General features: G+C 61.6%; 12 protein-coding genes. 7 read left to right on the top strand and 5 right to left on the bottom strand.

Annotated elements, in window-relative coordinates; all coding sequences use genetic code 11:
* Positions 1-84: 84 nt before the first annotated feature.
* Positions 85-1,293, top strand: a complete 1,209-nt coding sequence (pcaF, locus tag AC1RM7_RS12600) for a 3-oxoadipyl-CoA thiolase (protein ID WP_006022473.1) — start codon at positions 85-87, stop codon at positions 1,291-1,293.
* A 151-nt stretch (positions 1,294-1,444) separates the two neighbouring features.
* On the opposite strand, the gene AC1RM7_RS12595 is transcribed toward pcaF, so the two are convergent.
* The gene (locus tag AC1RM7_RS12595) at positions 1,445-2,551 is read right to left on the bottom strand and encodes a patatin-like phospholipase family protein (RefSeq protein WP_006022472.1); all 1,107 of its coding nucleotides are present in this window, start codon (positions 2,549-2,551) and stop codon (positions 1,445-1,447) included.
* Between the two features lie 188 nt (positions 2,552-2,739).
* Here AC1RM7_RS12595 and AC1RM7_RS12590 point away from each other — a divergent pair, with 188 nt between their 5' ends.
* From AC1RM7_RS12590 to ispG, 3 genes are read left to right on the top strand one after another with little or no spacing between them, the layout of a single operon-like run.
* Entirely contained in the window at positions 2,740-3,231 is a 492-nt protein-coding gene (locus AC1RM7_RS12590; protein ID WP_024921396.1) for a Fur family transcriptional regulator, read from the top strand.
* A 38-nt stretch (positions 3,232-3,269) separates the two neighbouring features.
* The gene (locus tag AC1RM7_RS12585) at positions 3,270-4,223 is read left to right on the top strand and encodes a DMT family transporter (RefSeq protein WP_024921397.1); all 954 of its coding nucleotides are present in this window, start codon (positions 3,270-3,272) and stop codon (positions 4,221-4,223) included.
* An 18-nt stretch (positions 4,224-4,241) separates the two neighbouring features.
* Entirely contained in the window at positions 4,242-5,531 is a 1,290-nt protein-coding gene (ispG, locus tag AC1RM7_RS12580) for a flavodoxin-dependent (E)-4-hydroxy-3-methylbut-2-enyl-diphosphate synthase (RefSeq protein WP_024921398.1), read from the top strand.
* Positions 5,532-5,568: 37 nt separating this feature from the next.
* Here ispG and AC1RM7_RS12575 read toward each other — a convergent pair whose 3' ends face one another.
* The 3 genes from AC1RM7_RS12575 to AC1RM7_RS12565 are packed head-to-tail and all read right to left on the bottom strand — an operon-like array spanning position 5,569 to position 8,802.
* Positions 5,569-7,176: a Na+/H+ antiporter gene (locus AC1RM7_RS12575; protein WP_024921399.1), complete on the bottom strand. Its 1,608-nt coding sequence runs from the start codon at positions 7,174-7,176 to the stop codon at positions 5,569-5,571.
* A gap of 7 nt (positions 7,177-7,183) precedes the next feature.
* Positions 7,184-7,861, bottom strand: coding sequence for a DUF1345 domain-containing protein (locus AC1RM7_RS12570; protein WP_024921400.1), 678 nt, complete (start codon positions 7,859-7,861; stop codon positions 7,184-7,186).
* A gap of 14 nt (positions 7,862-7,875) precedes the next feature.
* Positions 7,876-8,802: a polyprenyl synthetase family protein gene (locus AC1RM7_RS12565; protein WP_024921401.1), complete on the bottom strand. Its 927-nt coding sequence runs from the start codon at positions 8,800-8,802 to the stop codon at positions 7,876-7,878.
* Positions 8,803-8,962: 160 nt separating this feature from the next.
* Between AC1RM7_RS12565 and mtgA the strand changes: the two genes are divergently transcribed.
* From mtgA to AC1RM7_RS12550, 3 genes are all read left to right on the top strand, one after another.
* On the top strand, positions 8,963-9,637 hold the full coding sequence (gene mtgA / locus AC1RM7_RS12560; RefSeq protein WP_024921402.1) for a monofunctional biosynthetic peptidoglycan transglycosylase: 675 nt from the start codon (positions 8,963-8,965) through the stop codon (positions 9,635-9,637).
* A gap of 140 nt (positions 9,638-9,777) precedes the next feature.
* A complete protein-coding gene (gene rpmF / locus AC1RM7_RS12555; RefSeq protein WP_002713690.1) occupies positions 9,778-9,960 on the top strand; it encodes a 50S ribosomal protein L32 in 183 nt (60 codons plus the stop codon).
* Positions 9,961-10,107: 147 nt separating this feature from the next.
* On the top strand, positions 10,108-10,815 hold the full coding sequence (locus AC1RM7_RS12550) for a hypothetical protein (protein ID WP_024921403.1): 708 nt from the start codon (positions 10,108-10,110) through the stop codon (positions 10,813-10,815).
* A gap of 6 nt (positions 10,816-10,821) precedes the next feature.
* On the opposite strand, the gene AC1RM7_RS12545 is transcribed toward AC1RM7_RS12550, so the two are convergent.
* Positions 10,822-11,031 carry a hypothetical protein gene (locus AC1RM7_RS12545; RefSeq protein WP_024921404.1) on the bottom strand — a complete coding sequence of 70 codons (210 nt, stop codon included), beginning with the start codon at positions 11,029-11,031 and terminating at the stop codon, positions 10,822-10,824.
* Positions 11,032-11,381: the final 350 nt, after the last annotated feature.

Below are 11,381 nucleotides of genomic sequence, written 5' to 3'. Positions count from 1 at the left end.
CGATCATTTGACGCCCCGCGCCGTGCTTCCTAAAACTCGCGGCAGCCGAGGACTTTGTCCGGACCAACTTCAGGGAGAACGACCATGCGTGATGTTTACATCTGTGATGCGGTGCGGACGCCAATCGGCCGGTTCGGCGGATCGCTGGCAAAGGTGCGTGCGGACGATCTGGCCGCGGCGCCCATCAAGGCGCTGATGGAGCGCAATCCCAAGGCCGACTGGGGTGCGCTGGATGAAGTAGCCTATGGCTGTGCCAATCAGGCCGGCGAAGACAACCGTAACGTCGCTCGCATGGCGCTGTTGCTGGCCGGATTGCCGGAGACAGTGCCTGGCATGACCGTCAACCGGCTCTGCGCGTCGGGTCTCGATGCGGTCGGCGGTATGGCGCGCGCGATCCGCGCAGGGGAGATCGATTTCGCCATCGCGGGCGGTGTCGAATCCATGACGCGTGCGCCGTTTGTCACCGGCAAGGCCAACGAGGCTTATCAGCGCGCGGTGGAGACCTACGACACCACCATTGGCTGGCGGTTCGTCAATCCGTTGATGAAGAAGATGTACGGCGTCGATTCCATGCCGGAAACCGGTGAGAACGTGGCGACCGATTACCAGATCTCACGCGCCGATCAGGACGCTTTCGCAATCCGCTCGCAGCAGCGCGCGGGCAAGGCAATCGCCGCAGGTTACTTCACCGAGGAAATTACCCCGGTAACGGTTGCCGGCGGCAAGGCCGGTCCTGTGATTGTGGACAAGGACGAACATCCGCGTCCCGAAACTACACTCGAGCAGCTTGCCAAGCTGAAGCCTGTCACGCGTCCCGACGGTACGGTGACGGCCGGAAACGCCTCGGGCGTTAATGACGGTGCGGCTGCGCTGATCCTCGCCTCGGAAGAAGCCGTGAAGAAACACGGCCTGACGCCGCGCGCAAAGCTCCTCGGTCACGCGTCGGCTGGTGTCGCGCCGCGTGTGATGGGCATGGGCCCCGTTCCGGCGGTGCGCAAGCTGCTCGAGAAGCTTGGACTCAAGATCGGTGACATCGATTTGATCGAACTCAACGAAGCGTTTGCGTCGCAGGGCATTGCGGTGCTGCGCCAACTCGGCGTCAAGGAAGATGCTGACTTCGTGAACCCGCATGGCGGCGCGATTGCGCTCGGTCATCCGCTCGGCATGAGCGGCGCACGGCTGGTACTGACTGCCGTCCATGGTCTTGAAAAGCGCGGCGGCAAGTACGCGCTGGCCACCATGTGTGTCGGCGTCGGGCAGGGCGCCGCGGCGGCCATCGAAAAACTGAACTGATCGTTCCGGATCTGATGCAAACGGGGAGCCTTCGGCTCCCCGTTTTGCTTTGGTGCGGAGCCTGCCGCATGATCGCTCGCCTGCGATTGTTGATGCAGCGGCGCCTCCCTCAATCCGATCAGCGTGCGGGCCTCGACATACGTTTTCGCGGCTATGCCCATTCCACGCCGGATTCGGCGGCAAGGTCGATCGTGCTCCGGCGGCCAATATCGTCGAAATGGTTGTCGAGGAATTTCTTGGCGGCGCGCATGCCGGCCCGGTGGAGCAATTCGAAGAAGTCGTAGTCGGTCTTCATCTTGCTGGAGGCGGCAAGGCGCGTGCCGAGACCGCCAAGATCAATCCGGTGAATGTTGAGCCGGCGGTATTGATCCTTGCCGGTCCCGCGCGGCAACCGGCCGTCGTCGATCAATTGATTGACGAAATCCATGGTGCGCAATTCGGAGATCAGCGCCGAGTTGAAGGTGATCTCATTCAGCCGGTTGATGATCTCGCCGGAGGTTCGCGGAGTCGTGGTGCGCGACACCGGGTTGATCTGCACCACCAGCACGTCTTCTGCGTCCGTCGCTTGCAAAAAGGGAAAGATCGCGGGATTGCCCATGTAGCCGCCATCCCAATACGGCACGCCGTCGATCTCGACCGCGCGGAACATGAAAGGCAGTGCGGCGGACGCCATTACCACGTCAGCGGTGATCTTCTCGTTCGCGAAAATGCGCAGGCGGCCCGTATGAACGTTGGTCGCCGAGATGTAGAGCGCGAGATCCGTGTTGGCGCGCAGCGCGTCGAAATCGACGAAACGTTCGATGAGCTGACTGAGCGGATTGATATTGAGCGGATTTAGTTCGTACGGCGAGAAGTAATGAGCCATCGCCTCGAACCAGTTCTGCAGCGGTGTGGCTGCAAACGGCATCAATGAAAACATCCGGTCGGTCATCGCGCGCTGGACCGGAGGAAGATCGCCGCCGGTACTGGTCGCGCGCCAGAATTCGGCGAGGCGCTTGCGTGCCTCTTCGGGGCCGCCACGGGTGAGACCGTCCGCAACCATCACCGCATTCAGGGCGCCCGCAGACGCACCGGAAATCCCGGTAATTTCCAGTCGCCCGTCGGCAAGAAACTGATCCAGCACGCCCCAGGTAAACGCGCCATGCGATCCCCCGCCCTGAAGCGCCAGATTGATCTTCTTGGCGGCGCTCGCCTTGCGCACGCCGGAGAAGTTCCAAGGAGTCAGGTTGTCGAGATAGGTCTTGAGAGTGGTCGCCATGAGCTCTTTCTCTCTGAAATGGTTCAATTATTGGGTTCCCTGGAGACCCGCGAAGTTCCTTTGTATGCCGATGATTTGGGGCTTTTATGATGCAATGCAATAAAAATGATGCATTGCAAAATGTTGGGTCAACTTATGCCGCTAAAATTATGAGCGGAATCACCCTAACCGCACTACATATTGGGCGAATGAAACAAGCGAAGCCCGTTTTCCCTGACCCAAACCATGACCACGGCCGTTGCGCCGAGGATGCGTTCTCGCATGCCGAGAAGGTTTGCACCGGGCGCGGGCAGAAGTTCACGCCGATCCGGCGGCAGGTTTTGGGCGTGTTGCTCTCGAGCCACCGGCCGCTCGGTGCCTACGAAGTGATCGACGAGCTCGCCAAGACCATGCCGCGACCGGCGCCGATCACGGTCTATCGTGCGCTGGATTTCCTGATGGACAACGGTCTGGTCCATCGCATCGAAAGCCGCAACGCGTTTCTTGCCTGCGCGCATAATCACGACGAGACGGCGGTGGTGGCGTTCCTGATCTGCGAGACCTGCGGATCGGTCGGCGAGATCCCGGCCGCGCCGCTCGCACAAAGTTTCAACGAAGCCGCGCGCGGCACGGGCTTCGCACCGAAATTATCGGTGGTGGAAATCACCGGCACCTGCGCACATTGTCAACGAGCTGCCTAAATCAGAACAACACGGCGGAAAGCCGGACACGGGGTGCCATGCCATCAGACAGTTTGAAGGTCGTGCCAGCGGGGCGTCCGTTGAACACGACGGCTATCGCCCTGATGGTGATGTTGTGCCTGAGCTGGGGCTTCAATCAGATCACGGTCAAATTGGCGCTGCCTGATATTCCCCCGCTGACCCAGGCCGCAATTCGTTCCGCGGGCGGCCTGATGATCATTCTCATCGTGGCATGGTTTCGCGGCGTCTCGCTGTTCAAACGCGATGGCACGCTGCGCGCAGGGTTGATCGCCGGAATTTTCTTCGGCGTCGAGTTCATCCTGATCTACCGCGGGCTGGTCTACACCACGGCATCGCGTGCGGTCGTGTTTCTCTACATTGCGCCGTTCGTTGTCGCGCTCGGCTCGAAGCGCTTCCTCGGCGAGCAGTTGAGCCGCTTGCAATGGGGCGGGCTCGCGCTGTCGTTCGTCGGCGTGGCGCTGGCGATCGGTGTGCCGCAACCGTCGGTGGACGCCAGGGTCATCATGGGAGATGTCCTTGTGATGGCAGGCGGCATCCTGTGGGCCGTGACCACGCTGATCGTGAAGGCGACCCCGCTGTTGCATGCCCCTGCCGAAAAGACGCTGGCCTATCAGGTTGCTGTGTCGGTTCCGATTCTGGCGCTCGGGGCGGCTGTTTCCGGCGAGAGTATCACCCATATGCCGGGACCGCTGGCCTGGGGACTGATGATCTACCAGACGGTCTGGATTGTTGGGATCACATTCCTGATCTGGGTTGCCCTGGTCAAAACCTACTCGGCCAGCAAACTGTCGTCATTTACCTTCATGACGCCCCTGTTTGGGGTCGTTGGGGGCTATTTCGTGATGCACGACACCCTGACATTGGCTTTTGCGGGGGCTGCCCTTCTGGTCATGGCAGGCCTATATCTGGTAAACCGCCCCGGCGAGCCGGCGGGGAACCCCCTGCTTCCGGTCACCGAAAATGACACCTGAGCCCAAAGAGATTTTGACGTGAGCGATCTGAAAGAGCGGACCAAGGAAATCCAGGCTGGCCCCAAGGGGCGCCATCGGACGGTTCAGGTGACAGTCGGTAACGTCAAGGTCGGAGGCGGCGCACCGATCGTGGTGCAGTCGATGACCAACACCGACACCGCGGACATCGAGGGTACCGTCAAGCAGGTTGCAGCGCTTGCGCGCGCCGGCTCGGAGATGGTTCGCATCACGGTGGACCGCGACGAAGCGGCTGCCGCCGTTCCGCACATCCGCGAGAAACTCGACAAGCTCGGGATCGACGTGCCGCTGATCGGCGACTTTCACTACATCGGCCACAAGCTGCTGGCCGATCACCCCGCCTGCGCCGCGGCGCTGTCGAAGTATCGCATCAATCCCGGCAACGTCGGCTTCAAGAACAAGCGTGACACGCAGTTCACCGACATTGTCGAAATGGCGCTCAAACACGGCAAGACCATCCGCATCGGCGCGAACTGGGGTTCGCTCGATCAGGAATTGCTGACCAAGCTGATGGAAGAGAACGCGAAGTCGCCTGACCCGATCGACGCCCGCGCGGTGACGCGCGAAGCGATGGTGCAGTCGGCGCTGCTGTCGGCGGCGCGTGCCGAGGAAATTGGCCTGCCCAAGAACCGGATGATTTTGTCGGCCAAGGTGTCGAACGTGCAGGATCTGATCGCGGTTTACCGCGAGCTCGCGGCGCGTTCCGATTACGCCATCCATCTTGGCCTCACCGAAGCCGGCATGGGCTCGAAGGGCATCGTCGCCTCGAGCGCGGCACTCGGCATTCTGCTTCAGGACGGCATCGGCGATACCATCCGCGTCTCGCTGACGCCGGAGCCGGGCGGCGACCGCACGATCGAGGTAAAGGTCGCTCAGGAAATTCTCCAGACCATGGGTTTCCGCACCTTCGTGCCGCTGGTCGCGGCGTGCCCGGGCTGCGGCCGCACCACCTCGACTGTGTTCCAGGAACTGGCACGCGATATTCAGGCGTTCATTCGGGATGAAATGCCGAACTGGAAAACCCGCTATCCCGGCGTCGAAGAACTAAACGTCGCGGTGATGGGCTGCATCGTCAACGGCCCCGGCGAATCCAAGCATGCCAATATCGGCATCTCGTTGCCCGGGACCGGCGAAACTCCGGCCGCGCCGGTGTTTGTCGACGGCCAGAAATTCCGCACGCTGCGCGGGCCAACCATTGCCGCCGACTTCAAGGCGCTGGTGATCGACTATATCGATCAGCGTTACGGCGGCACAGGGGCGAAGGCTTCGGCCGTAACCGCAGCGGAATAAGTTCGACGCGCATTCGCGCGTATAAAACGGCCCGCTGTTACAGCGGGCCGTTTTTTTCGCGGTTGTCGACGACGGCTTCTTCAAGATCGAGATCGCGCTCGATGCGCCGGCGTGTTTCGTCGGTGATCTTGCCCTCGCGCAACAGTCTGTGAAGGCATGTTCGCTCGATCGTGATGATTTCGCGCACCAACGCCGCGCCTTGCGTGGCAGGTGTGAACTGACCTTCTTCCCGTGGAGGTTCGGGCAGCGCGCGCATGCGGGTTTCATGACGGGCCTCGAGAAATCTGGCAAGCCCCTCAGGCAGGTTGCGTTCCGTGATGATCCGGTCGAGCGATTCGCGAGCCGATTCGAGAATTTCACGCCGTGCTGCGATTTCGGCTTCCCGCTCGCGGACTGCTTCAAGATGTCCGTGTTCCGACAGACCGAGCAGCTTGACCAGCAACGGCAGCGTCAGTCCGATGCCGATCAGCGTGAAGATGATGACGCCGAAGGTGACGAGCAGGATGAGATCACGATGCGGGAAGTCCTGTCCGTTCGGCAGCGTCAGCGGCAACGCTAGCGCGACGGCAAGCGATACAACGCCACGAATGCCGGTGAAGCCGATAACGACGATGTATCGCCATGGCGGTTTGGCATCCAGCGCGGCAACTCTCTTGCTCAGGAGACGCGGCAGGTACGTGCCGGGAAAAACCCACAGGAAGCGTGCGATGACGACGATTGCCGAGACAATCGCAATGGCCGTCAGGATCTCGGACACCGGAAGCGCTTTCGATTTCTCCATCAAAAGCCGCAACTGGAAGCCGATCATCAGGAACAGCACGCCCTCGATCAGCCAGATCGTGAAGTCCCAGAAAAAGATGCCCTGCAATCGGGTTTTCGATGAAATCAGCAGCGGTCCATTCCAGCTTACATAGAGGCCGGTCACGACGGTGGCGATCACGCCCGATCCGTGAAAGTGCTCAGGAACCCAGAAGGCGAGATACGGCGTCAGCAGCGACAACGAAATCTCGACCCGCGGATCGTGCGCCCATTGCCGCAAGCGCAGGCTGAGCCAGCCCACTGCAAGGCCGAATAGAATTTCCCCGATGATGATCGCAACGAACGTTACGGCAGCGGGCGGGAGCGAGAATGTGCCCGTACTGACGGCAAGCACCGCGAACCGGTAGAGGATCAGCGCGGTGGCGTCATTCGCTAACCCTTCGCCTTCGAGAATGACGAGAATACGATGCGGCAGTTTCAGCCGTCTGGCGATGGCGAGCGGCGCGACGACATCCGGCGGCGACACGATTGCGCCGAGAACGAAACCCACGCTCCAGGGCAATCCAAGCGCATAATGGGCAGCCGCGGCGACCAGCACGGTGGTGAAGATCACGCAGCCAATGGCGAGCAGACCGATCGGACGCAGGTTGGCCTTGAATTCGCGCCAGCTCATCGACACGCCGGACGAATAGATCAGCGGCGGTAGCACCAGGAGCAGGATGCCTTCCGGCTTCATCTCGATGCGCGGGAATCCCGGCAGAAATGCCAGGATGATTCCAACGATCAGGAAAACGATGGCCGGCGCGACCGACAGCCGTTTCGCGAGTGTTGCGGAAGCCGCAAGTGCCGTAAGCACAAGAAGGAAGGTGAGGAACGTCGTTACCATGAACCGATCATATTGCGCTGGCCGCGATATTGACCATCAAGGCCACCAGCGCGGTGTTGAAGATAAACGAAACGACGCCGTGGACCGTTGCAGTCCGGCGGATGATCTTGTCGGTGACGCCGACATCCGACACCTGCGCGGTCATGCCGATTACGAAAGAGAAATAAACGAAATCCCAGTAGTCAGGATCGCCTCCGCCTGGAAACGAAAGTCCGCCAGCCTTGGCGCCGCGATAGAAGTCGTGGGCGTAATGCAGCGCAAATGTGGTGTGGATCATCGCCCATGACAGCGCGATGGTCACAACCGCAAGCACGAGCTGCGGAGTTGCCTGCGGTTTGACAGCAAGCTCCATAACGATGGCGGCAATACTCGCAAAGGCGCCAAGGCCCGTCATGGCGAGGATGAAGAATCGCCCGTCGTCCTGGATCGCCGCCTGCCGGCGAATTTGAGCGGTGTCGCACGTGAACACCGTCACGTAGGCGAGGATCATGTAGATCGCGACGAAGATATCCCATGCCACGAGAAGGCGGCTCGCAGGCCGCCACGACATTGGCAGTACAAAAAGCGATACAAGGCCGATCGCCAGTGCGATGAACGTGCGCGGACGTCCGTAGATAATGCGGAGCGGCCTGGGCATGCCTTTGAGGCGGAGAAGATACGGATCGCCGTCCTTCTTGCCCGGCATGCTGCTGCGCCTTTCTAGTTCTGCCGCTCGGCGACGAAACGCGAGGTCGCGCGCAGGACATCGCCCTTCGCACCGAACGGAGCGAGCGCCGCATCGGCGTGCTTCAGAAGGTCGCGCACGCGCGCCTTGGCGCCATCAATCCCTAACAGTGTGACGAACGTGGTTTTGCCGGCCGCCGCATCCTGCCCGGCAGGCTTGCCAAGCGCCGCAGCGTCGCCTTCGACGTCCAGAAGATCGTCGGCGATCTGGAAAGCTTCGCCAAGCGCGTGACCATACGCGTCGAGCGCGTCGTACTGATCCTTCGGCGCCTGGCCGAGCAGCGCGCCGGCGATGCAGCCGTACTTGAGCAACGCGCCGGTCTTCATCTGCTGCAGCTTGGCGACGTCCGGTGGCTCGGGATCGCCGAAACGGCCCTCGCCGGCGAGATCCATGATCTGTCCACCCACCATGCCGCCGACGCCCGCAGCGCGCGCGAGTGCGCGGGTCAGCAACAGGCGCACCGTCGGGTCCTTGTGAACTTCATCGCGTGTGATGATGTCGAAGGCGATCGTGAGAAGCCCGTCGCCCGCGAGGATCGCGGTGGCGTCATCGAACTTCTTGTGCGAGGTCGGCCGGCCGCGCCGCAGATCGCTGTTGTCCATCGACGGAAGGTCGTCATGGATCAGCGAATAGCAATGGATGCATTCCAGCGCGGCGCCGGCCATCAGCGCAGCATCGCGCGGCACGCCGAACACGGCGGCGCTTTCCACCACCAGAAACGGACGCAGCCGCTTGCCGCCATTGAGGCTCGAATAACGCATCGCCTCCATCAGCCGGTGCGGGCGCACGATCTCGCCGGACAACGGCTGGTCAGACAAAAGGCGCGTCAACAGCGCCTCCGTGTCGGCGGCCGTGGCGTCAAGCCGTTTCATGAAATCCTGTGGTGTAGTGCCGGTGGTCATCAAAAACTCCAAACGAACGCAAATTTCGGCGGACAATCGGTTATGGCAGCGCCCGCGTCAATTCCGCAAAGCCTGGCTTGGCCGGGGATTGGAAAAAACAAAAAGGCATGGTTTCTGTTGGTCGGGGTTGCTGGAAGGGCTCCCCCGGACACGAGGTGTGATGCGAAGATTGATCCGCATGGTTTTGCTGGTGGTACTGGGGCTGGTGCTTTTGCCCTATGTGCTAACCCCGCTCTACGGCAGCGGTCACCCTGTCTCCACATTGATGATCGGGCGATATCTCGCGGGCCAAACCGTCACCCGCAAATGGGTCGATCTCGACGAGATGTCCGAGGCGCTGCCGCGCTCCGTCGTCGCTGCCGAGGACGCCAAATTCTGTTTTCATCACGGCATCGACTGGGATTCGGTCCGGAACATCATTGAGGACGCGCAGGACGGCGAGGTCGCGCGCGGGGGATCGACGATTACGCAGCAGGTGGCGAAGAACCTGTTCCTCTGGCCGGGGCGAAGCGTGGTCCGCAAGGCGCTCGAGTTCCCGCTGGCGATGTGGATCGATCTCGTACTGTCCAAGAAGCGCATTCTGGAGCTTTACCTGAATGTGGCCGAGCTCGGCCCGGACGGTCAGTTCGGTGCGGAGGCGGGTGCAAACTATGCATTTGGCCGTCCTGCGGCGGCCCTGTCGGCCCGCGAAGCAGCCCTTTTGGCCTCGATCCTGCCCAATCCGGTCACCAGAAGTGCCCGGAATCCGGGGCCGGGCGTGCGGCGGATGGCAGGGACTTATGTGGTCCGGGCCCAATCGGCTGAAATCTCCGATTGCTGGGAGCGAAATCGCTGATTTTGGGCCTTTTTGACCTATTTTCTCGGCCCCTTCGGTCTAGCTTTCGCGGCAACCTTCATCTATAAGCGCGGCCTCAATCCGAATTCTGGAGAGCCCCCGCCCGGCGGGTGAGCCTTGATTTAGAGGACGACGATCCCATGGCCGTTCCACGCAGGAAAACCTCGCCGTCACGCCGCGGCATGCGCCGCTCGGCGGACGCGCTCAAGAAGCCGACTTATGTCGAGGACAAGGATTCGGGCGAACTTCGCCGTCCGCATCATCTCGATCTCAAGACCGGCATGTACAAGGGCCGCCAGGTCCTGAAGGTCAAGAAGGACTAACGTCCGGATCGCGGCGCGCTGCTGTCACGCAGCGCGCTTGCCCGCGATGCTGGCGGAAGCACGCGAGCGCGGCTTCATAAGAACGCCACAGACGCATGTGATGACCTGTGCATCACAGGATAGTTCTTCAGAGAGAGCCTGCCGACGATGATCGGTTTTCCGCTGCTTCTGATTCCGTTCGCGATCTACAACATCTTCGTGTTCCTGATGCCGGGCGTGGCGTTCACCGCGCCGGTCGCGAGCGTGACGCTGATGTCGGGTGTGCAGTGGGCGCCGACGTTCGGCGATGCGCTGCTGGCGCTGACAGCGCTTCTCCTGATGTTCGAAGTCATCAAGGCCGCGCGGCCCGGCGCGCGCTATCTGACCGATCATCTGCTGTCTCTGATCGTGTCAGGCGCTGCAGTGGCAGAGTTTCTGCTGCTAGTGCCGTTCGGCACGTCGACTTTTTTTCTGCTGACCGTGCTGATGGTCGTGGAGTTTATCGCAGGGGTTTCGATCGGCTTCCGCAACCGGCAACGCCGGACTCGGGCCGTTGAGCCTGCCGCGGTCGAACGCGAGCCTGCGCTCGTGCCAGCCAGTCCTGCGCCCGTCAGTCCTGCATCGGCCAATCTCGCGCCGGCCGAACCGGCTTTCGACCGTCCGCATCAGGATGTGAAGCCTGCTGAACCAGCATTTCCGCCTTCCCAGCACGCGGACGCCGAGCCTTCGCCGAAGCCGGTGCCGACCCTCGCCGTGATCCGCAATTCCGACGGCGTAACGCCCGTTGCGAATCGCAAGGTTTCGGACTGGAATGTCAGCGACCTTGTGTCGGATAGCGCACCGGATGGCGCGGTTAAAACGCCACCGAAGCCCTGATCGGTTTCAGGCGGTCTGCGACAACGCTTTCCCGTAATAATTTGCGCGCGGTGCTGCGGCACGATCATAGACCGCGCGCACGTCCGCCGGAGTCGCGCGCCGCAAGGTGCGTGTCTGAGGCGTCTGCTCGGCCATGGCAATCAGATGGGTCACGAACGACGCATCCGGGCGTGCCGGGCGCACCGCAGGCATCCGGGCCGGAGGTTCGACGGGCACCAGAGCCCCGCTCGAAACGGGCTCCGCAGAGGCAGGGTTGGCTGCCGCCCCAGCTTGCCGCGCCTGCGAGCTTGGTCCGGTCGTCGATGCGATCCTGGATACGATCATAACCTGGCTACCTGTCTCATTTTGGGACGCAAAGCGCCTCCTCGATAAGACATCGCAAGGGCCATGCCGGATGTGGTTGGCAGGGCGTTACCTGCTTTCGAACACTGATAATCAAGCGGTTTGTCGGATTGTTCAGGAAGTGGGCCTAGGCTGATGGGCGTCGGACGATTTACTCTTGGTCGTCGAATCACCCCGCCGTTCCGGAACGAGGCATCTTTGAAAGCTACGACGTTTCAGGCCTC

The sequence above is a fragment of the Afipia sp. GW822-FHT03D08 genome (assembly GCF_058801645.1).
This window is presented reverse-complemented; position numbering and strand designations above follow the sequence as displayed.

Bases quoted from the DNA above. Each gene is read 5' to 3' on its own strand.
- mtgA (WP_024921402.1), top strand. From the start codon at position 8,963: ATGCGAAGATTGATCCGCATGGTTTTGCTGGTGGTACTGGGGCTGGTG.
- rpmF (WP_002713690.1), top strand. From the start codon at position 9,778: ATGGCCGTTCCACGCAGGAAAACCTCGCCGTCACGCCGCGGCATGCGC.
- pcaF (WP_006022473.1), top strand. From the start codon at position 85: ATGCGTGATGTTTACATCTGTGATGCGGTGCGGACGCCAATCGGCCGG.
- AC1RM7_RS12585 (WP_024921397.1), top strand. From the start codon at position 3,270: ATGCCATCAGACAGTTTGAAGGTCGTGCCAGCGGGGCGTCCGTTGAAC.
- AC1RM7_RS12570 (WP_024921400.1), bottom strand. From the start codon at position 7,861: ATGCCGGGCAAGAAGGACGGCGATCCGTATCTTCTCCGCCTCAAAGGC.
- AC1RM7_RS12575 (WP_024921399.1), bottom strand. From the start codon at position 7,176: ATGGTAACGACGTTCCTCACCTTCCTTCTTGTGCTTACGGCACTTGCG.
- AC1RM7_RS12595 (WP_006022472.1), bottom strand. From the start codon at position 2,551: ATGGCGACCACTCTCAAGACCTATCTCGACAACCTGACTCCTTGGAAC.
- AC1RM7_RS12565 (WP_024921401.1), bottom strand. From the start codon at position 8,802: ATGACCACCGGCACTACACCACAGGATTTCATGAAACGGCTTGACGCC.
- AC1RM7_RS12550 (WP_024921403.1), top strand. From the start codon at position 10,108: ATGATCGGTTTTCCGCTGCTTCTGATTCCGTTCGCGATCTACAACATC.
- AC1RM7_RS12590 (WP_024921396.1), top strand. From the start codon at position 2,740: ATGAAACAAGCGAAGCCCGTTTTCCCTGACCCAAACCATGACCACGGC.